General features: G+C 72.9%; 16 protein-coding genes. 8 read left to right on the top strand and 8 right to left on the bottom strand.

The features are described from left to right. The first annotated feature begins 176 nt into the window (after positions 1 to 176). From QE401_RS20810 to QE401_RS20790, 5 genes are all read left to right on the top strand, one after another. Complete coding sequence (locus QE401_RS20810) at positions 177 to 851, top strand: cell division ATP-binding protein FtsE (protein ID WP_307140013.1); 675 nt, start codon at positions 177 to 179, stop codon at positions 849 to 851. Next, positions 844 to 1,707 carry a cell division protein FtsX gene (locus QE401_RS20805; protein ID WP_307140012.1) on the top strand — a complete coding sequence of 288 codons (864 nt, stop codon included), beginning with the start codon at positions 844 to 846 and terminating at the stop codon, positions 1,705 to 1,707. Before QE401_RS20810 ends, QE401_RS20805 begins: the two co-directional genes overlap by 8 nt. 10 nt (positions 1,708 to 1,717) lie before the next feature. Next, positions 1,718 to 2,320 (top strand): YdcF family protein, encoded by a 603-nt coding sequence (locus QE401_RS20800; RefSeq protein ID WP_307140011.1) that lies wholly within the window; start codon positions 1,718 to 1,720, stop codon positions 2,318 to 2,320. Next, on the top strand, positions 2,317 to 3,075 hold the full coding sequence (locus QE401_RS20795; RefSeq protein ID WP_307140010.1) for a lysophospholipid acyltransferase family protein: 759 nt from the start codon (positions 2,317 to 2,319) through the stop codon (positions 3,073 to 3,075). The genes QE401_RS20800 and QE401_RS20795 overlap by 4 nt, the downstream gene beginning before the upstream one ends. A 386-nt stretch (positions 3,076 to 3,461) precedes the next feature. Further along, a complete protein-coding gene (locus QE401_RS20790; protein ID WP_307140009.1) occupies positions 3,462 to 4,478 on the top strand; it encodes a DUF2125 domain-containing protein in 1,017 nt (338 codons plus the stop codon). Positions 4,479 to 4,499: 21 nt separating this feature from the next. On the opposite strand, the gene QE401_RS20785 is transcribed toward QE401_RS20790, so the two are convergent. Together QE401_RS20785 and lysA are read right to left on the bottom strand one after the other, a co-directional pair. Further along, a complete protein-coding gene (locus QE401_RS20785) occupies positions 4,500 to 7,103 on the bottom strand; it encodes a TIGR02302 family protein (RefSeq protein ID WP_307140008.1) in 2,604 nt (867 codons plus the stop codon). Beyond that, complete coding sequence (lysA, locus tag QE401_RS20780; RefSeq protein ID WP_307140007.1) at positions 7,100 to 8,443, bottom strand: diaminopimelate decarboxylase; 1,344 nt, start codon at positions 8,441 to 8,443, stop codon at positions 7,100 to 7,102. Before lysA ends, QE401_RS20785 begins: the two co-directional genes overlap by 4 nt. An 84-nt stretch (positions 8,444 to 8,527) precedes the next feature. Between lysA and QE401_RS20775 the strand changes: the two genes are divergently transcribed. Continuing rightward, positions 8,528 to 9,085, top strand: a complete 558-nt coding sequence (locus tag QE401_RS20775) for a 2'-5' RNA ligase family protein (RefSeq protein WP_307140006.1) — start codon at positions 8,528 to 8,530, stop codon at positions 9,083 to 9,085. On the opposite strand, the gene QE401_RS20770 is transcribed toward QE401_RS20775, so the two are convergent. The 4 genes from QE401_RS20770 to petA all read right to left on the bottom strand — a co-directional run bounded on the left by QE401_RS20770 (position 9,072) and on the right by petA (position 12,746). Beyond that, positions 9,072 to 9,956 (bottom strand): S-methyl-5'-thioadenosine phosphorylase, encoded by an 885-nt coding sequence (locus QE401_RS20770; RefSeq protein WP_271136131.1) that lies wholly within the window; start codon positions 9,954 to 9,956, stop codon positions 9,072 to 9,074. The two genes, QE401_RS20775 and QE401_RS20770, sit on opposite strands and share 14 nt — an antisense overlap. Positions 9,957 to 10,095: 139 nt before the next feature. Beyond that, positions 10,096 to 10,878, bottom strand: a complete 783-nt coding sequence (locus QE401_RS20765) for a cytochrome c1 (protein WP_307140005.1) — start codon at positions 10,876 to 10,878, stop codon at positions 10,096 to 10,098. Beyond that, on the bottom strand, positions 10,878 to 12,149 hold the full coding sequence (locus QE401_RS20760) for a cytochrome b (protein ID WP_307140004.1): 1,272 nt from the start codon (positions 12,147 to 12,149) through the stop codon (positions 10,878 to 10,880). Before QE401_RS20760 ends, QE401_RS20765 begins: the two co-directional genes overlap by 1 nt. A 12-nt stretch (positions 12,150 to 12,161) precedes the next feature. After that, a complete protein-coding gene (gene petA, locus QE401_RS20755; RefSeq protein WP_307140003.1) occupies positions 12,162 to 12,746 on the bottom strand; it encodes a ubiquinol-cytochrome c reductase iron-sulfur subunit in 585 nt (194 codons plus the stop codon). A 331-nt stretch (positions 12,747 to 13,077) separates the two neighbouring features. Here petA and hemF point away from each other — a divergent pair, with 331 nt between their 5' ends. Together hemF and QE401_RS20745 are read left to right on the top strand one after the other, a co-directional pair. After that, a complete protein-coding gene (gene hemF, locus QE401_RS20750) occupies positions 13,078 to 14,004 on the top strand; it encodes an oxygen-dependent coproporphyrinogen oxidase (RefSeq protein ID WP_307140002.1) in 927 nt (308 codons plus the stop codon). Positions 14,005 to 14,095: 91 nt separating this feature from the next. Next, positions 14,096 to 15,091 (top strand): Bug family tripartite tricarboxylate transporter substrate binding protein, encoded by a 996-nt coding sequence (locus QE401_RS20745; RefSeq protein WP_307140001.1) that lies wholly within the window; start codon positions 14,096 to 14,098, stop codon positions 15,089 to 15,091. Positions 15,092 to 15,136: 45 nt separating this feature from the next. Here QE401_RS20745 and QE401_RS20740 read toward each other — a convergent pair whose 3' ends face one another. Further along, complete coding sequence (locus QE401_RS20740) at positions 15,137 to 15,805, bottom strand: dual specificity protein phosphatase family protein (RefSeq protein WP_307140000.1); 669 nt, start codon at positions 15,803 to 15,805, stop codon at positions 15,137 to 15,139. A 244-nt stretch (positions 15,806 to 16,049) separates the two neighbouring features. Next, the gene (locus QE401_RS20735; RefSeq protein ID WP_307139999.1) at positions 16,050 to 18,254 is read right to left on the bottom strand and encodes a TonB-dependent siderophore receptor; all 2,205 of its coding nucleotides are present in this window, start codon (positions 18,252 to 18,254) and stop codon (positions 16,050 to 16,052) included. Positions 18,255 to 18,358 lie beyond the last annotated feature (104 nt).

Raw genomic sequence — 18,358 nt, 5'->3', positions numbered from 1 at the left:
GGGGCGCCGCCCAAGCCGCAAGCCCCAGCCGCAAGCGCCGGCCGCGAAGACGGGCCGCAAGCCCGGCGGCCGCGCCGCCGCGCTCCAGGCCCGGCCCCAGCCGGCACCGTGTGGCGAAACCCTTCGTAAACGCTGGCGGGTGGCGGCGGCGGCCCGGGCGTGGCATGTGGCTCCGCATGGTGCGCTTCACCGCGGTCGGCCTGCGCTATCCCTCCCCCGATGGGGGCGAGGGGCCGGAGGCCCTGGCCGACCTGACCTTCACCCTGCCCGAGGGCAGCTTCACCTGGCTGCTGGGTGCCTCGGGCGCCGGCAAATCCTCGCTGCTGCGGCTGATGCACCTGGCCCAGCTGCCGACCCGGGGCGAGCTCGAGGTGCTGGGCGTGCTGGTGCGGCCGGAGCGGCGCGCCGCCCTGCCGGCGCTGCGCCGGCGCATCGGCGTGGTGTTCCAGGATTTCCGGCTGCTGCCCTATCTCTCGGCCTTCGACAATGTGGCGCTGCCGCTGCGCCTGGCCGGCCGCTCGGAATCCAGCCTGCGGCCGGATGTCACCGAGATGCTGCGCTGGGTCGGGCTGCAGGGGAAAGAGGCCTCGCTGCCGCAGCAGCTCTCGGGCGGCGAGCAGCAGCGCGTGGCCATCGCCCGCGCCGTGGTCACCCGCCCCGCTTTGCTGGTGGCGGATGAGCCCACCGGCAATCTCGATTCGCACCAGGCGCGGCGGCTGCTGGCGCTGCTGACGCAGATGAACCGCCTCGGCACCACCGTGGTGGTGGCCACCCATAGCGAGGAGCTGGTGGCGCAATTCCCCGCCCCCGCCCTGGTGCTGGAGCATGGCAGGGTGATGCAGCATGGCTGAGCGCCGCACCCGCTATGCGCGCGATCCGCTCGGGCTGAAGCGGGCGCTGTCGGACCGGCTGCTGCCGGGCCTCGTCGCCGCCATGGCGCTGCTGGCGGCCCTCGCCCTCGCCGGCAGCCGCGGCGCGGAGGCGCTGCAGCAGCGCTGGCAGCATGGCGCCGCCGCCGCCGTCACCGTGCAGCTGCCGCCCGAGCAGTCGGGCCGCATCGACGAGGCCCTGGCCCTGCTGCGCGAGATGCCGGAGGTGGCGGAGGCCGCGCCGGTCGATTCCGCCCGCATGCGCGAGCTGCTGCGCCCCTGGCTGGGCGATGTGCCCTCCCTCCCCCTGCCGGCGGTGCTGGAGCTGCGCATGCGCAACCTGGCGCTCGACCCCGCCCCGGTGGCGCAGCGCCTGGCCGAGGCGATTCCCGGCGCCGAGCTGGAGGCGCATGGCATCTGGGTCGCGCGGCTGGCCGCACTCGCCCGCAGCGTGCAGGGCGTGGCGCTGGCGGTGCTGGCGCTGGTGGTCGCCGTCGCGGTCGCCGTGGTGGCGGTGGCAACCCGCGCGGGCCTCGCCGCCCGCCGCCAGGCGATCGAGATCCTGCATGATCTCGGCGCCACCCAGGGCGACATCGCCGGCCGCTTCGCCCGCCGCATCGGGTTGCTGGCCGCCGGCGGCGCGCTGGCCGGGGCGGCGCTGGCGGTGCCGACGCTGGCCGCCCTGTCCAGCATCGCGGCGCCGCTCGCCGGGGGCGAGGTGGCGCCCTGGACGGCGCTGCCCTGGCTCGACCTGGCCCTGCTGCCGCCCTTCGCCGGGCTGATCGGCTGGGCCACCGCCCAGCTCAGCGTCCGCCGCTGGCTGCAGCGCCTGCCGTGAGAGAGACACCATGAGCCTGCCCGATGGCAGCCGCGATGGCGGCTGGAGCCGGCTCTGGCTGCTGCCGGCGCTGCTGGCCATCCTGGTGGTGGCGGGCTTCGCCCTGTTCACCGGGCAGAGCCGCGCCCGGCCCGAGCTGCCGCTGCGCCAGACCGATGGCATCGCCGTGCTGACCGGCGGCCCGCAGCGCGTCGATGCCGGGCTGCGCCTGCTGGCCGAGGGGCATGCGCGCTATCTCATCATCTCCGGCACCGGGCGCGACGCGACGCTGGAGGAGCTGGCCCGCCGCGCCGGCCTGCCCGACCCGCTGCCGGAGGGCTTCGCCGCCCGCGTCACCCTGGGGCGGGAGGCGACCAGCACCCGCGGCAATGGCCAGGAGGTTGCGGATTGGGCCGCTTCGCGGCAGATCCGCAGCCTGCGCGTCGTCACCGCCGCCTTCCATATGCCCCGCGCCCTGCTGGAGCTGCGCCGCACCCTGCCCGGGGTGGAGCTGGTGCCGCACCCCGTGCAGGCGGATGGCCCCCGCCCCGGTCTGCTGCTGCGGGAATATGGCAAGTTCATCGGGGCGACGCTCGGATTGTCGGCCCTGAAACCGGAGAAGCCCGTCCCGTGATCCTGCTGCGTTCGGCGCTGTTCAACGCGCTGTTCTTCGCGCTGACCGCGCTGGCCTGCATCTTCGGCCTGGCCCTGCTGCCCTTTCCCCGCCGGGTGCTGCGCCGCTTCGTGCAGGGCTGGGCGCGGCTGATCCTGTGGGTGCTGAAGCGGGTCTGCGGCATCGGGCTGCGCGTCACCGGGCGCGAGAACCTGCCGGAGGGGCCGGTGGTGATCGCCGCCAAGCACCAATCGGCCTATGACACGGTGGTCTGGCTCGCGCTGCTGCCGGAGCCGGTCTATGTGCTGAAGCAGGAGCTGCTGAAGATCCCGGCCTGGGGCCGGCTGGCGCGGCATTACGGCTCGGTCGCGGTGGACCGCAAGGGCGGCGCCTCGGCGCTGAAGCGCATGGTGAAGCAGGCCGCCGCCGCCCTGGCGCAGGGCGACCAGATCGTCATCTTCCCCGAGGGCACCCGCACCCTGCCCGGCCACCGCGTGCCCTACCAGCCGGGGGTGGTGGCGCTGGCCGCCGCCAGCCCGGCCCCGGTGGTGCCGGTGGCGACCGACAGCGGCCTGCGCTGGGGCCGCGGCGCCTTCGCGCCGAAGCAGCCCGGCGACATCACCGTGGCGATCCTGCCCGCCCTGCCGCCCGGCCTCGGCCGTGCCGCCCTGCTCGGCCAGCTGGAGGCGGCGATCGAGACCGAGACCGACCGGCTGGTGCGCGCCGGGGGCGGCCCAGCGGTGCAGCCGCCGCTTGTGGATAATTCTGTGGGATAAGGAGCCGGCCGCGGCTCCACCCCCTGCCAGCAACGCGCCCCAAGCCCCTGCGGGCATTGCCTTTTTGCCGTCACGGCACGGTCACGTCACCGGTTCCGATTCGCCGAGGGAACCTGCAAGTGACTGTTTTTCATCAGCTTCCGCGCAAGCATGGCGGGAGCGGCAGAATCCCCCTTGCCAGCCCGCCGGACATCGCCCCCGCCGCCGCGCAGGGGCTGGGGATTTCGTGTGGATAACTCTGCGGAAAACCGCCCCAGCCCCCGCTGCGAGGCGGGGCGAATCGGCGACGCTCCGCTTCGCTTGCGCTCCCCCCGGCCGCGGCCCGCGCGGCGCCCCGGGCCCGCCCCCGGTTTCCGCAGCGCAGCAACCGGGCTAGCCTCCGCCGCATGACCGACCGCATCCGCGCGCGCGCCGAGCCGCCGCGCCGCCGCCGCCTGCCCCGCCTGCTGGCCGGGCTGGTCCTGCTGCTGGCCGCGCTGCATGGCCTGGCCTGGTACCTGATCACCGACCGGCTGGAGCAGGAGGCGCTGCGCTGGGCCGAGGCCCGCCGCGCCGAGGGCTGGCAGATCGCCCATGGCCCGCCGCGCCGCGGCGGCTGGCCGCTGGCCGCCAGCGTCACCCTGCCCGAGCCGCGCCTGGCCCTGCCCGAGGGCCTGTCCTGGCAGGCCGAGGCCCTGCGCCTGTCGCTGCACGCCGAGGCCTGGGACCGGCTGCGGCTGGAGCCCGGCGGCGCCCAGGCGCTGCGCCTGGGCCCCATCGACCTGCCCTACAGCGCCGCCCGGGTGGAAGCCGAGATCCCGCTGCGCGCGCCGCTTCAGGGCGTGCCGCTGCTGGCCGAGGCGCTGCGCCTGGGCCCGCCCGGCCAGATGCTGGAAGTGGCGCGGCTGGACGGCACGCTGCTGCCCGGCGGCGACCCGCGCGCCGTGCAGCTGGCGGCGACCGGGCTGGTGCTGCCGGCGCCGACGCCGCTCGGCCAGCGGATCGAGGCGGCGACGCTGGATGCCGCGCTGACCGGCCCGCTGCCGCCCGGCCCCGACCTGGCGCGCCGCGCCGCCGCCTGGCGCGATGCCGGCGGCGCGCTGGAGCTGCGCGGGCTGACGCTGCGCTGGGGTGGCGCCGCCGCCAGCGCCGCCGCCACCCTGGCGCTGGATGCGGCGCTGCAGCCGGCCGGCGCCGGCACGCTGCGCCTGGCGGGGGCGGAGCGGCTGCTGGATGCGCTGGTGCAATCGGGCAGCCTGGGCGCGCGCAACGCCACCCTGGCGCGCGGCCTGCTGCCGCTGATGCAGCGGCCCGACCCGGCCGGCGGCCCGCCGCAGCTGGAGGTGCCGGCCGCGCTGGAGAACCGCACCCTGTCGGTGGCGCGGCTGAACCTGCTGCGGCTGCCGGAGCTGCGCTGGCCCTAGCGGCGGCGCGGCCGCGCCGGCTCAGAAGGCGCGCAGCAGCCGGTCGATATAGTCCAGCTCCTGCGCCGGGCGCTCGCGCTCGGCGCCGCGCCGGCGCAGCTCCTCCTGGATGCGGCGGCTGCGCAGCATCTCGGCCTCCTGCGGCACCTGGGTGTCGCTGCCCTGGTCATTGGCGCCGGGCGCCTCGCGCGTCGGGCGGCCCAGCGGGTCGCGGCCCTGGGACTGGCCGGTCATGCGCTCCTGGCCCTGCTGGCCGGGCTGTTGGCCCTGGCCCTCCATCGCCTGGCCCTGGCCCTCGCCTTCCCCCTCGCCCTCGCCGAACTGGCGCTGCATGGATTGCGCCATCTGCCGCCCGCCTTCCTGCAGCTCGCGGATCGCCTGCTGCTGGTGCGGCACCGGGTCGCGGCCCTGGCCCAGCGCCTCCTGCGCCTGGCGCATGGCCTGATCGGCGCGGCCCAGCGCCTCGGGGATCTCGCCGGTCAGGTCGCCGAATTGCTGCATCAGCTCGCCCAGCGCGCGGCGCAGCGCGCGCTGCTGGCGGCCATCGCGCTGCGCCTCGGCGGCATCGCCCTGCTGCTGCTGCTGCTGCTGCTGCTGCTGCTGTTGCTGTTGCTGCTGGGCGGCGGGGGGCTGGCGGCGCTGCTGCTGCAGGCCGCGCGGCTCCGCCTGGCGCCCCTCCTGCGGCGACTGGTCGCGGCGATAGGCGCGGTCCAGCATCTCGCCCTGGCGCTGCACCATGTCCTGCACCGCGCCCATCTGCTGCTGGCCGCGCTCGCGCTGCTCCTGCTGGCGCTGGCTGCGGCCATTGGCGCCCTCGCTGCGGGCGACGCGGCCTTCCTGCAGCGCGTCCAGCATGCGCTCCAGCTCGGCCAGCTCCTGCTGCAGCCGGTCGGTGCGGCCCTCCCGCGCGGCGTCCTGCATCTCCTGGGTGCGGCGGTCCAGCTCGCGCTGATCCATCAGGCGCTGGCTGGGGTCGAAGGGCATCGCCTCGGCATTCTCCTGCCGCAGCCGCTCGGCCAGCGCCTCCAGATGCCGCTGCACCGCCTCGCGCAGCGCCTCGACGCGGCGCTCCAGCTCGGCGCGGCCCTCGGCATCGGGCGGCGTGCGCTCGGCCTCGGCCAGCGCCTCGCGCAGCGCCTCGCGCGCCTCGGCGAGCGCCCGGGCGGTGCGGTCGGTCCGCCCCTCCTCCAGCGCCACGGCGATCTGCCACATCAGCGCCTGCGCCTCGGCCACCGCCTCCGGCCGGCGGTCGCGCTGCAGCCGGTGGCGCGCCACGCGCAGCGCCAGGAAGGTGGTCAGGTCGTTCTCGAAGGCCTCGGGCCGTGCCGCCAGCTCGTCCAGCCCGCGCCGCGCCGGCTCGCGCGCCGAGGGATCGACCGACAGCGCCTTGCGCAGCGCCACCAGGGCGCGCGCCACCGGGTGGGTGAAGCTGCGCTCCGGCAGGGTCAGCCCGGCCGGGACCGACCAGCCCTCCTGCTGCGCGCCGTCGCGTGCCACCAGGCGGATCTGCACCGGCAGCCCGGCCCAGGGATGCGCCGAGAGGTCGGGCTGCGCCACGCCGCGCAGCTGGCGCGGATTGCCGCCCGGCAGCGGCAGGTCGAGCACCAGCGCGCCGCCCTCCGGCCGCTCGGCCAGGCGAAGCTCGGCGCGCAGGGCGGCGATGCCCCAATCATCCTCGGCGCGCCAGGGCAGGCGGATCGACAGGCCGCGCCCGCTCGGCTCCGGCGGATCGGCGAAGGCGACGCTGGGCGGCGCATCGGCCTGCACGCCGAAGCTCCAGGCCGCCAGCTCCCGCCCGTCGCGGGCGATGGCGATGCGGGCGCCCCGTTCCAGCACCGCCTCGGCGGCGTAGCTGCCGGCGTCGAGCTGGCGCATCGGCGCGCCGCTCTCATCCTGGCGCAGCTCCGGCACGCCGCCACGGCCGCCCGACAGCGCCAGCTGCAGCCTGGAGCCCTGCGGCACGCTGAGCGATCCGCCGGCGGGGTCGAGGAAGATCGGCGCGGCGCCGGTATAGGCGGGCGGCGTCACCCAGGCCTCCAGCCGCAGCGCCGGCGCCGCCACGGGCGCGGCCTGCAGGCTGGGCCAGAGGGCGCGGCGGATGCGCTCGCCACCGCTGTCGCCGGCCACCACCAGGGCGGCGGCGAGGCCGACCAGCAGCCCGGCGCGCAGCGCCCGCGGGTCGCGCGCGGCCAGGTTGGGACGCGGCCTGCCGACCCGCAGCCGGGCCAGCCCCGCCAGCACCCGCGCCTGATGCGCCCGCCACAGCGCCAGCGTCGCCGGATCCTCGGACACCGCATGGTCGCGCAAGGTGGAGAGCGGCCGGTGCGTCAGGCCGGAGGCGGCCTCGATCCGCCGCTCGGCCGCCGCATCGCCCGGCCAGGCGAAGCCGCGGAAGCCGCGCCAGGCGGCGGCGCCGATGGCGGCGGCGAAACCCAGCAGCAGAAGGAGATGCAGCCAGGGCGGCAGCAGCGCCACGACGCCCGACAGCGCCAGCAGCAGGAACAGCCCGGCCAGGCCGAGCACGGGCCAGAGGCGGGGCCAGAGGGCCTCCCACCCCAGGGCCCAGCGCGCGAGCCGCCGCCCGCGCGAGAGGCGACGGGCCAGCGGATCGCGCGGGTCGGTCATGCGGTCAGCCACTCCGGCAGGCGCTGATGCGCCAGGAGGTCCTCAGGCGTCTGCCGGGGGCGCACGACGGCGTGGCGGCTGCCATCCACCAGCACCTCGGCCGCCAGCGGGCGGGCGTTGTACGTGCTGCTCATCACCGCACCATAGGCACCGGCATCTAAAAACGCGATGAAATCGCCGGGAGCCATGTCGGGCATGGCGCGGCCACGGGCGAAGGTGTCGCCGCTCTCGCAGACCGGGCCGACGATATCGGCCGGGGCCAGCGGCGCCGCGTGGCGCTTCGGGTCCAGCGGCAGGATGCCATGCCAGGCCTCGTACATGGCGGGGCGGACCAGGTCGTTCATGGCGGCGTCCGCCACCAGGAAGCGGCGGCCACGCCCCTGCTTCTGCAGCACGATGGAGGCCAGCAGCACCCCGGCGGGCCCCGCGATCCAGCGCCCCGGCTCCAGCATCACCGGCAGGCCGAGCCCGCCCAGCGTCGCCTGGATGGCGCCGGCCAGCGCCTCGGGCGGCGGCGCCACCTCGTCGCGATAGGGGATGCCGAGGCCGCCGCCGCAATCGACCCGCTCGATCGGCAGGCCCTGGGCGCGGATCGCCTGCACCATCTCGGCCAGCCGCGCATAGGCGGCGCGGAAGGGCGCCACGCCCTCGGTGATCTGGCTGCCGATATGGGTGGCGATGCCGATCGGGCGGATCGAGGGCAGCGCCGCCATGCGGGCATAGAGCGGCAGCGCATCCTCATAGGCGATGCCGAACTTGTTCTCGGCCTTGCCCGTGGTGATCTTGGCGTGGGTCTTGGCGTCCACATCCGGGTTGACGCGCAGCGCCACCGGCGCGCGGACCCCGAGCTCGGCGGCGATGGCGGCGATCATGTCGATCTCCTCCACGCTTTCCGCATTTAGCTGGAAGATGCCCTGCGCCAGGGCGAAGCGGATTTCTTCCGGCTTCTTGCCGACGCCGGAGAACACCGTCGCGCCGGCCGGGATGCCGGCGGCCATGGTGGCGCGCAGCTCGCCCATGCTGACGATGTCGGCGCCGGCGCCCTCGGCGCCCAGCACGCGCAGCACCGCCTGGTTGTCATTGGCCTTGGTGGCGTAGTGGATGCTGGCCTCGAGCCCGGCACCCCGCAGCGCGTCGCGCAGCGCGCGGTAGCGGCGGCGCAGCGTGTTCGCCGAATAGACCCAGGTGGGGGTCCCCACTTCCCGCGCGATGCGGGCGAGCGGCACCTCCTCCATCAGCAGCCCGTCATGGGCGTGCAGCGACAGCGCCGGGCGGGCGGCGATCAGGTCGGCGAAGGCGGGATCGGCGCCATGCGGCGCGAGGGGGGACGGAACGGCCATCCCCTCATATTAGGGTGCGCACCGCGCCGATTGAAGCGCGGATCCATCCCTGGCGGGACGGCGCTTCCGCCCCATCCTCTGCGCATGGACGACGCCGCCCCGCTGATCCTGACCCTGGCGCTGGACGCGACGAGCTTCGCCCGGCTGGAGGCGCTGCGCCGCGCCCATTTCCCGCCCGGGCGCAATGTTCTTTCCGCCCATCTGACGCTGTTCCACGCCCTGCCAGGGGCGGAGCGGGCGGCGGTGGAGGACAGGCTGGCGGCGCTGGCGGCCGCCACGCCGATGCCGGCGCTGCGCTTCGCCGGGCTGCGCAGCCTGGGCCGCGGCACCGCCTACAGCGTGGAGAGCACAGCGCTGATGGCGCTGAGAGAAGAGCTGGCGCGGGATTGGCGCCCCTGGCTGACGCCGCAGGACGCCAAGGGCTTCCGCCCGCATGTGACGGTGCAGAACAAGGTGACGCCGGAGGCGGCGCGCAGCCTGCTGGCGGCGCTGCAGCGCGATTTCACCCCCTGGCAGGGGCGCGGCGAGGCGCTGTGCCTCTGGCATTACCGCGGCGGCCCCTGGGAGGCGGCCGCGCGCTTCGGCTTCGGCGGAACCGGGGCGGAGGCAGCGCCCCCGCCCCCGCCGCTCAGCGATGGATGACGCGGCCGGCCACGGCGTCCAGCTTCGCCACCAGCGCCGGGTCGCGCAGCTCCTTCGGCGTGACGATGGCGTATTCCAGCGCCCGGTCGCAGCCGGCCGGGCAGGCGCCGCGCGGCGCGCCCAGCATCGGCACCAGCGTCTTCACCAGCGCCTTGGCGCGGTCGGCATTGGCGTGCATCACCTTCACCACCGCATCCACCGTCACCGCGTCATGGTCGGGGTGCCAGCAATCGAAATCGGTGACCATGGCGATGGTCGCGTAGCAGAGCTCCGCCTCGCGGGCGAGCTTGGCCTCCGGCATGTTGGTCATGCCGATCACGTCGCAGCCCCAGGCGCGGTACAGCTCGCTCTCCGCCTTGGTGGAGAATTGCGGCCCCTCCATCACCAAATAGGTGCCGCCGCGCTTGTGCTTCAGGCCGATCTGGCGCGCCGCCTCCTCCGCCGCGTCGCCAAGGCGCGGGCAGACCGGGTGGGCGACCGAGACATGCGCGACGCAGCCGGTCTCGAAGAAGCTCTTCTGCCGGGCGAAGGTGCGGTCGATGAACTGGTCGACGATGACGAAGGTGCCCGGCGGCAGATCGCCATTCAGCGAGCCGACGGCGGAGAGGGAGAGGATCTCGGTCACCCCGGCGCGCTTCAGCACGTCGATATTGGCGCGGTAGTTCAGCGCCGAGGGCGGCACCCGGTGGCCACGGCCATGGCGCGGCAGGAAGACGCATTTCACCCCGGCCAGCCGGCCGAAGAGGAGCTCGTCCGAGGCCTCGCCCCAGGGGCTCTCGACCCGCTTCCACTCGCGGTCCTCGAGGCCGTCGATATCGTAGAGGCCGGAGCCGCCGATCAGGCCGATGACGGGTTCGATGGTCTCGCTCATGCAGGTCACCCCCGGAACGGGAAGAGAGGAAGGATGGCCGCCCCATACAGGAGAATCGCCCGAAACCACAAAGGGCCGCCCCGAGGGGCGGCCCTGCGTTCCGGGGCGATCGGCCGGGCGGGGCCCGGCCGGCGCCGTGTCAGTGGACGTTCGCCCAGACCTTGCGCTTCACCGCATAGGTCAGGCCGCCCAGGATGATCAGGAACAGGATCACGCGCACGCCCATGGAGCGGCGGGTCTCCAGCTCCGGCTCCGCCGCCCAGGTGAGGAAGGCGGAGACGTCGCGGGTCATCTGGTCGACCGTGGCGCGCGTGCCATCGGCATAGGTCACCTGGCCGTCCGAGTTGATCGGCGCCGCCATGGCGATCTGATGGCCCGGGAAATACTTGTTGTAGTGCATGCCCTCCATGACGGTCACGCCGGCCGGCGGCGGATCCTCATAGCCCATCAGCAGGGCATGGATGTAGTCGGCGCCGCCGACGCGGGCCTTGGTGATCACCGACAGGTCCGGCGGCAGGGCGCCATTGTTGGCGGCGCGCGCGGCGGCGTCATTGGCGAAGGGACGGCGGAAGCGGTCCGAGGCGCGGCCCGGGCGCTCGAACATCTCGCCATTGTCGTTCGGGCCGTCCTGGATCTGGTAGGAGGCCGCGATCGCCGCCACCTCGGCCTCGGAGAGGCCGATGTCGCGCAGGTTGCGGTAGGAGAGCAGCCGCATCGAATGGCAGGCCGAGCAGACTTCCTTATAGACCTGGAAGCCGCGCTGCAGCTCGCCGCGGTCGAAGGTGCCGAACAGCCCGTCGAAGGAGAAGCGGGTGTCGGGGATATGGATGCTGCCTTCCGCCGCCTGGGCCGGGGGCGCCGCCATCAGGCCCAGGGACAGGGCGGCCGCGAGGGCCGCCGCTTTCAGGGTGCGAACAGGCATCACGCCTTCTCCATCGGCTTGGCCGCGGCGGCGCCGGGCAGGGGTCCACCGCCGCGCAGCACGGCCTTGGCGATGCTCTCGGGCAGCGGCAGCGGCCGCTCGATCTTCGCCAGCAGGGGCAGGATCACCAGGAAGTAGGCGAAGTAGTAGGCGGTCGCCAGGCGCGAGATCACCACATAGACGCCCTCGGCCGGCATGCCGCCCGCCCACATCAGGACGAAGAAGTTCGCCGTCCAGAGCAGGAAGGCCCACTTCGCGATCGGGCGGAAGCGCATGGAGCGCACCGGCGAGCGGTCGAGCCAGGGCAGCACGAAGAGGATGGCGATGGAGCCGAACATCATCAGCACGCCGCCGAGCTTGTTCGGGACCGCGCGGAGGATCGCGTAGAAGGGCAGGAAGTACCATTCCGGCACGATATGCGCGGGCGTCACCAGCGGGTTGGCCGGGATGTAGTTGTCCGGGTGGCCGAGATAGTTCGGCGAGAAGAACACCAGGAAGGCGAAGACGATGAAGTAGACGACGATGCCGACGCTGTCCTTCATCGTGTAGTAGGGATGGAAGGGCAGCGTGTCCTGCGGGCCCTTGGGCTCGATGCCCAGCGGGTTGTTCGAGCCGGTGATGTGCAGCGCGGCGATGTGCAGGAACACCACGCCGAAGATCACGAAGGGCAGCAGGTAGTGCAGGCTGAAGAAGCGGTTCAGCGTCGGGTTGTCGACCGAGAAGCCGCCCCAGAGCAGCGTCACGATGCTGTTGCCGACCAGCGGGATGGCCGAGAACAGGTTGGTGATGACCGTCGCGCCCCAGAAGGACATCTGGCCCCAGGGCAGCACATAGCCCATGAAGGCGGTGGCCATCATCAGCAGGAAGATGACGACGCCCAGCATCCAGAGCAGTTCGCGCGGCGCCTTGTAGGAGCCGTAATACATGCCGCGCCAGACATGGACGAGCACGACGATGAAGAACATGCTGGCGCCGTTCATGTGAACGTAGCGGATCAGCCAGCCATAGTTCACGTCGCGCATGATGCGCTCCACGCTCTCGAAGGCGAGCGAGGTGTGCGCCGTGTAGTTCATCGCCAGGAAGATGCCGGTGGCGATCATGATCATCAGATTGATCATGGCCAGCGCGCCGAAATTCCAGAAGTAGTTGAAATTCCGCGGAGTCGGGAAGGTCCCGTACTCCTTCTGCATCATGGTGAACACGGGCATGCGCTGGTCGATCCAACGCACCACCGGGTTAGTGAAGCTGCTGTCGTGCAGGCCGGATGCCATGGGGTGCGGTCCTCAGCCGATGCGGATCTGGGTGTCGGAGGAGAAGGTGTACTCCGGCACCGCGAGATTGGACGGCGCCGGGCCACGGCGGATGCGGCCCGAAGTGTCGTAGTGGCTGCCGTGGCAGGGGCAGAACCAGCCGCCGAAATCGCCGCGCGCATCGGTCGGCTTCTGGCCGAGCGGCACGCAGCCGAGATGGGTGCAGACACCCAGCACCACGAGCCAGGGCTTGCGCTGCACGCGCGCGCTGTCCGGCTGCGGGTCGCGCAGCTCGCCCAGCGGCACGGCCTCGGCCTCCTGGATCTCGTTCGCCGTGCGGTGGCGGACGAAGACGGGCTTGCCGCGCCACATGACGGTGACCGCCTGGCCCTCGGCGATGTGCGACAGCGGCACATCGGTGCTGGCCAGCGCCAGCACGTCCTTGGCCGGGTTCATCGAATGGATGAACGGCCACACGATCGCGCCCACGCCGACCGCCGCGAAGGAGCCCGCCAGGAGTTTCAGGAAGTCGCGTTTGGTCCCCTCGGGACCATGGTCGCCACCCCCGTGGGTGTGTCCCTCATTGGGGGAGCTGCTCGGCGCAAGCGTATCGGCCATGCCTCATCGTCCCTTTTGGCGGCCGCCCCGGAGTCCTGGCAGGCGGGCCGACCGCTGATCCTTGTCCGCAGATGCGGAGGCACAGGGCATGCGCGAAGCCGCGCTGCAACGCCATGCGCCGGCGCCATATAAGGGCAGCGCCTGCGGGGTGGCAATCGCCGCGGGGCGACGCGATGTGACTTCCGCCCGGTTGCGGTACGGTTGCGCCACAGTTACGCGGCCCCGCCCCCTCCCCGGGGCGGACGGGCGCGCGGTGCGGGGCGGCCCCGGTTGCGGCGCGGCGGCAGCCGGGCTAGCGCCTTCCCCCGCCCTTCCGCCAGCAGGTCCCGCCATGTCCGAGCCCGCCCTTCCCCAGAGTGACGCCGCCGGCCAGGCCACAGCCCCGCCGCCGCACCGCCTGGCCGGGCCGGCCCGCGCCTGGTTCGAGTCGCTGCGCGACCGGCTCTGCGCCGAGTTCGAGGCGATCGAGGACAGCCTGCAGGGCGGCCCGCATGGCGCCCTGCCCGCCGGCCGCTTCCAGCGCAGCGAATGGGCGCGCCCGGGCGGCGGCGGCGGCGTCATGTCGGTGATGCGCGGCCGGGTGTTCGAGAAGGTGGGGGTGAATGTCTCCACCGTCTGGGGCGAGTTCAGCCCGGAATTCCGCAGGCAGATCCCGGGCGCCGAGGAGGATCCGCGCTTCCTGGCCACCGGGGTGTCGCTGGTGGCGCATATGCGCTCACCGCGGGTGCCGGCGGCGCATATGAACACGCGCTTCATCGTCACGCGCCGCGCCTGGTTCGGCGGCGGCGGCGACCTGACCCCCATGCAGATGGACGCGCCCGAGTCGCTGGCCGATGGCGCCGCCTTCCATGCCGCCTTCCAGGCCGCCTGCGACCGGCACGACCCGGCCTACTATCCGCGCTTCAAGGCCTGGTGCGACGAGTATTTCTTCCTGCCCCACCGCAAAGAACCGCGCGGGCTGGGCGGCATCTTCTATGACTGGCTGGGCCGCGACGAGCCGGAGGGCGAGAATCTCGACCGGCATTTCGCCTTCACCCGGGATGTCGGCGAGGCCTTCCTGGCCGCCTACCCCGCCATCATCCGCCGCCGCATGCAGGAGAGCTGGACCGAGGCGGAGCGCGAGCACCAGCTGGTCCGCCGCGGCCGCTATGTCGAGTTCAACCTGCTGCATGACCGCGGCACGCTGTTCGGGCTGAAGACCGGCGGCAACACCGAGGCGATCCTGATGTCGATGCCGCCCGAGGTGCGCTGGCCCTAGGAGTTCCCCCGGGCTGGCGCCGCCCCGGGCTGGCGCGGTGCCGGGGGCTCGGGCATGCTTCCTCCATAATAAAAGTACATGGAGGATCGTCATGACCACCCGCCGCGCCCTGCTGGGCGCTGCCCTGGCCGCGCCTGCCCTCACCGCCCCGGCCCTGCTGCCGGGCGCCGCCCGCGCCCAGGGGCAATGGCCCGAGCGCCCGGTGCGCATGGTGGTGCCCTATCCGCCGGCCGGCTCGACCGACCTGCTGACCCGGCTGCTCTCCGAGCGGCTGAGCCAGAAGCTGGGGCAGAATTTCATCATCGAGAACCGGCCCGGCGCGGGCGGCAATATCGGCATGGACGCCGTCGCCAAATCGGCGCCCGATGGCTACACCTTCGGCGCGGCGACGATCGGGCATTTCTCGATCAACCAATATCTCTACAGCCGCATGCCCTGGGACATCGACCGCGACTTCACCCCGGTCTCGCTGACCTGGGAATTCCCCAATGTCGTGGTAGTCTCGACCCAGCATGTGCCGGCCAGGACGCTGCAGGAATTCATCGCCTGGGTGCGGCAGCGGCCGAATGGCGCCTCCTTCGGCTCGCCCGGCGTCGGCACCACGCCGCATCTCTCGGGCGAGATCTTCCGCAACCGGCTGCGGCTGGACGCGACGCATGTGCCCTTCCGCGGCGCGGCGCAGACCATCCCGGCGATGCTGGCGGGCGATGTCACCTTCGCCATCGACAACCTCGCCTCCTATGTGCCGGTGATCCAGGAGGGGCGGATGCGGGCGCTCGCCGTGACCGGCGCGCAGCGCTGGCCGAGCCTGCCGGAGGTGCCGACCATGGCCGAGGCCGGGGTGGAGGATTTCGTCATCACCTCCTGGGGCGCCTTTGTCGCCCCCGCCGGCACGCCGCGCCCGATCATCGACCGGATGAACGCGGCGCTGCGCGAGATCACCGCGGATGAGGGGCTGAAGCAGCGTTTCCTGCAGGCCGGCGGCACGCCGCTCTGGTCGACGCCGGAGGACGCCATCGCCCGCGGCAAGGCGGAGCGGCCGATGTGGCAGGCCGCCGTGCAGGCCTCCGGCGCCCGCGCCGACTGAGCGACAGGGCGCGCCGCGGCCCCGGGCACGGGGCGGCGGCGCAGCCTATTCGCGGCGCAGGATGCCGTCGACCAGCCGGTCGGCCCAGGCGCGGCTGCGGAAGCTCTGGCGCAGCCGGTCCTCGTCGTAATCCTCGCGCAGCCAGTCCAGGAAGGGCTTCGGCCCGTTGGCCTTCTGGAAGGCAGCGTAATCCCGGAAGAAGGCGTCGAGGATGCCGGTCTTGCTGGCCGAGACATGGCCATGCCGCCAGGAGAGCTGGCGCATCGCCTCCTCCACGGGGCGGCCCTGCAGCAGCAGCCAGACCCCGGCGGCGAGGCCGGTGCGGTCGGCGCCGGATTTGCAGTGGATCAGCACCGGCTCGGGCAGGTCGCGGAAGATCCCGGCCAGGCGCAGCAGCCGGTCCTTGTGCGGCGCGCCGCGGCTTTCCAGCGGCGCGTCGACATGCTCCAGCCCGAGCTCGGCCGCCATGGCGCGGCCCAGCGCGTCGGAGCCGCAGCTCTCCCGGTGGCCGCGCAGATTGACGATGCTGCGGATGCCGACGGCGCGCACGGCGCGGCGCATCTGCCAGGGGCTCGGGTGGTTGGAGCGGTAGAAGCGGCCGGGCGCCACCACGCCCCAGTTGCGCCAGCCCAGCCGCAGCACGGCGTGGTCGACGAACAGGCTGTTCAGCCAGGCCGCGCGGCGGCCGGCCTGGGTGGAGAGATCCTGCGCCATGCGCGCGGTATGGCGAGGCGCGGGGCCGGACGCAAGACGGGGAGACCGATGGCCTTCCTTCCGCGTTCCGGATCATGGACGCCGCTCCGGATCCGGCGCCCCCATCCCTGAAGGTCCCGGACCCAACGCAGAAAGGGGGAGGCCGATGGCCTCCCCCTCCCCGTTCCTCTCGCGCCCCCGGGCCCAGGTGCCAGGTTTGAGGAGGTCTCCCTCCCCTCCCGGCCCTGACCGGCAGCCGAAAAAATTACCAGCGATAGGCGAGGGTGCCGATGACGCTGCGGCCTTCGCCGTAGAAGCAGGAGCCGAGGCTGCCGCAGCTGGCGACGAAGCGCTTGTCCTCCAGGTTGCGGGCGTTCACCTGGGCGTTGAAGCCGTTGAAGGTGGTGCCGAGCTTGGAGAGGTCGTAGCTGATCGCGGCGTCGAACAGGGTGACGGCGGGCACGGCGCTGGCCAGATGGGCGTCGCCCACCGGGGTGCGGCCGACATAGCGCACGCCGCCGCCGATGGTCAGGCCGCTGATCGGGCCGGTGGCTTCGGCGAAGCTGTACTGGGCGTAGAGCGAGGCCAGCCACTCGGGCACGCCATTCGGCCGGTTGCCGCGGGTGGCGGCGTTGGTGCTGCGGGTGATCTCGGCATCCCACCAGGTGAGCGAGCCGAGCAGGTCGAAGCCCGGGGCGAGGTTGACCATCGCCTCCAGCTCGACGCCGCGCACGCGGATCTCGCCGGTCTGCACCGAGTTCAGCGGGTTGTTCGGGTCGGTGCCGCGGACATTCTGCTTGGTCAGGTCGAAGACGGCGAGCTGGGCGAAGCTGCTGCCGCCCGGCGGCTGGTACTTCACGCCGGCCTCGTACTGGCGGCCGGTGGTGGGCTCATAGGCCTCGCCATAGAAGTTCACGCCGGTCTCCGGCATGAAGGATTCGGTGTAGCTGACATAGGGGGCGAGGCCGTTCGGCGCCTGGTAGGTCAGGCCGGCGCGCCAGGTGAAGGCGTCGCCATCGCTGCTGGTCAGGCCACCGGTGCGGCGGTTGCGCACATCCTGGTCGTACCAGTCCTGGCGGATGCCGACCGTGGCGACCCAGCGCTCGCCGAAGCGGATCTGGTCCTGCAGATAGAGGCCGAGCACGTCGGTCGTCGTCATGGTGTCGGCGGTGGTGGCCAGGCGCGGCCCGACACCGGCATAGACCGGGCGGTAGAGGTCGAGCGGCGAGGCGGTGGCGCCGCTGTTGCGCGCGCCATAGAGGGTGCGGCTGTAGTCGAGGCCGGCGAGCACGGTGTGGCGCAGCGGCCCGGTGTCGAAGCGCGCCTCGAGCTGGTTGTCGACGGCGATGGAGGAGCCCTCGACCACCGACTGGTAGGCGTAGCGGTTCATCAGCCGCTGGCTGCCCGACGCCAGGCCGAGGCCGTAGGTCTGGTACCAGTCGTAATCGACCTTGGTGTAGCGCAGGTTCTGGCGGACGCTGAACACCTCGTCGAAGCGGTGCTCGAACTCGTAGCCCGCGCCCCAGACGGTGCGGTTGTAGTGGTCGAGATTGGGCTCGCCGCTGAAGATGGTCGTCGGCACCCGGCCGAAGGCGGAGCGCGTCACCGTGCCGGTATAGGGCAGGAACTCGTCGCCATGGGTCAGGTCGCGCTGATAGTGGGCGAGGAAGGTGAAGCGGGTGTTGTCGCTCGGGCGCCAGGTCAGGGCGGGGGCGATGAAGGTGCGGTCATCCTTGCCATGGCCGCTCTGCAGATTGGCGTCGCGCAGCACGCCGGTCAGGCTGTAGGACCACTCGCCCGCGGCATCGAGCGGGCCGCTGGTGGTGAACTCGGCCTGCTTGCGGTCATTGGTGCCGGCGGAGAGCCGCACCTCGCCCTGCGCCGTCTGGGTCGGGCGGCGGGAGACCATGTTGACCATGCCGCCCGGCTCGTTCTGGCCGAACAGGACGGAGGCCGGGCCGCGCAGCACCTCGAGGCGCTCCAGCCCGTAGGGCTCGAACTTGCTGGTCAGGGCGCCGAGATTGTAGCGCAGCCCGTCCAGATAGATGCCGTTGGTGTGGGCGTCGAAGCCGCGGATGCGGAACCAGTCATAGCGGCCGGAATTGCCATACATGCCGGCCTGCACGCCGGCGCTGTAGGACATCGCCTGCTCCAGCGTCTGCACCTGGCGGGCGTTCATCGAGTCGCGGGTGATGACCGAGAGCGATTGCGGCACCTCGAGGATCGGAGTGTCGGTCTTGCTGCCGGTGACGCTCTGCCGGGCGACGAAGCCCTGCACCGGCTCCAGCGCGCGCTCGGCGCGGCCGGTCACCGACAGCTCGGGCAGCGCCACGGCGCCCGAGGCGGCCTCGGGCGCCGCATTCGGCACCGCATTCTGGGCCACCGCCGGCAGGGAGACCAGCGCCAGGGCGGTGGCGGAGAGCAGCAGCGCGCGGCGGGGAGAGCGCCGGAGTCCAGGATCGGTGGTCATAGTGCCTCGGAAGCGACTGAGAACGAGTTGCAGCCTTCTAGGCGCTCCTCGCGAGCTTGTTAATAAGAATTACTCTCAAATCGATCCGGGAATGACCGGGCGGG

Source organism: Pseudoroseomonas cervicalis, from assembly GCF_030818485.1.
GTDB lineage: Bacteria > Pseudomonadota > Alphaproteobacteria > Acetobacterales > Acetobacteraceae > Pseudoroseomonas > Pseudoroseomonas cervicalis_A.
This window is presented reverse-complemented; position numbering and strand designations above follow the sequence as displayed.

Coding starts and splice junctions, on each gene's coding strand:
- QE401_RS20810 (WP_307140013.1), top strand. CDS start 177: ATGGTGCGCTTCACCGCGGTCGGCCTGCGCTATCCCTCCCCCGATGGG.
- QE401_RS20805 (WP_307140012.1), top strand. CDS start 844: ATGGCTGAGCGCCGCACCCGCTATGCGCGCGATCCGCTCGGGCTGAAG.
- QE401_RS20800 (WP_307140011.1), top strand. CDS start 1,718: ATGAGCCTGCCCGATGGCAGCCGCGATGGCGGCTGGAGCCGGCTCTGG.
- QE401_RS20790 (WP_307140009.1), top strand. CDS start 3,462: ATGACCGACCGCATCCGCGCGCGCGCCGAGCCGCCGCGCCGCCGCCGC.
- QE401_RS20785 (WP_307140008.1), bottom strand. CDS start 7,103: ATGACCGACCCGCGCGATCCGCTGGCCCGTCGCCTCTCGCGCGGGCGG.
- lysA (WP_307140007.1), bottom strand. CDS start 8,443: ATGGCCGTTCCGTCCCCCCTCGCGCCGCATGGCGCCGATCCCGCCTTC.
- QE401_RS20775 (WP_307140006.1), top strand. CDS start 8,528: ATGGACGACGCCGCCCCGCTGATCCTGACCCTGGCGCTGGACGCGACG.
- QE401_RS20770 (WP_271136131.1), bottom strand. CDS start 9,956: ATGAGCGAGACCATCGAACCCGTCATCGGCCTGATCGGCGGCTCCGGC.
- QE401_RS20765 (WP_307140005.1), bottom strand. CDS start 10,878: ATGCCTGTTCGCACCCTGAAAGCGGCGGCCCTCGCGGCCGCCCTGTCC.
- QE401_RS20760 (WP_307140004.1), bottom strand. CDS start 12,149: ATGGCATCCGGCCTGCACGACAGCAGCTTCACTAACCCGGTGGTGCGT.
- petA (WP_307140003.1), bottom strand. CDS start 12,746: ATGGCCGATACGCTTGCGCCGAGCAGCTCCCCCAATGAGGGACACACC.
- hemF (WP_307140002.1), top strand. CDS start 13,078: ATGTCCGAGCCCGCCCTTCCCCAGAGTGACGCCGCCGGCCAGGCCACA.
- QE401_RS20745 (WP_307140001.1), top strand. CDS start 14,096: ATGACCACCCGCCGCGCCCTGCTGGGCGCTGCCCTGGCCGCGCCTGCC.
- QE401_RS20740 (WP_307140000.1), bottom strand. CDS start 15,805: ATGGCGCAGGATCTCTCCACCCAGGCCGGCCGCCGCGCGGCCTGGCTG.
- QE401_RS20735 (WP_307139999.1), bottom strand. CDS start 18,254: ATGACCACCGATCCTGGACTCCGGCGCTCTCCCCGCCGCGCGCTGCTG.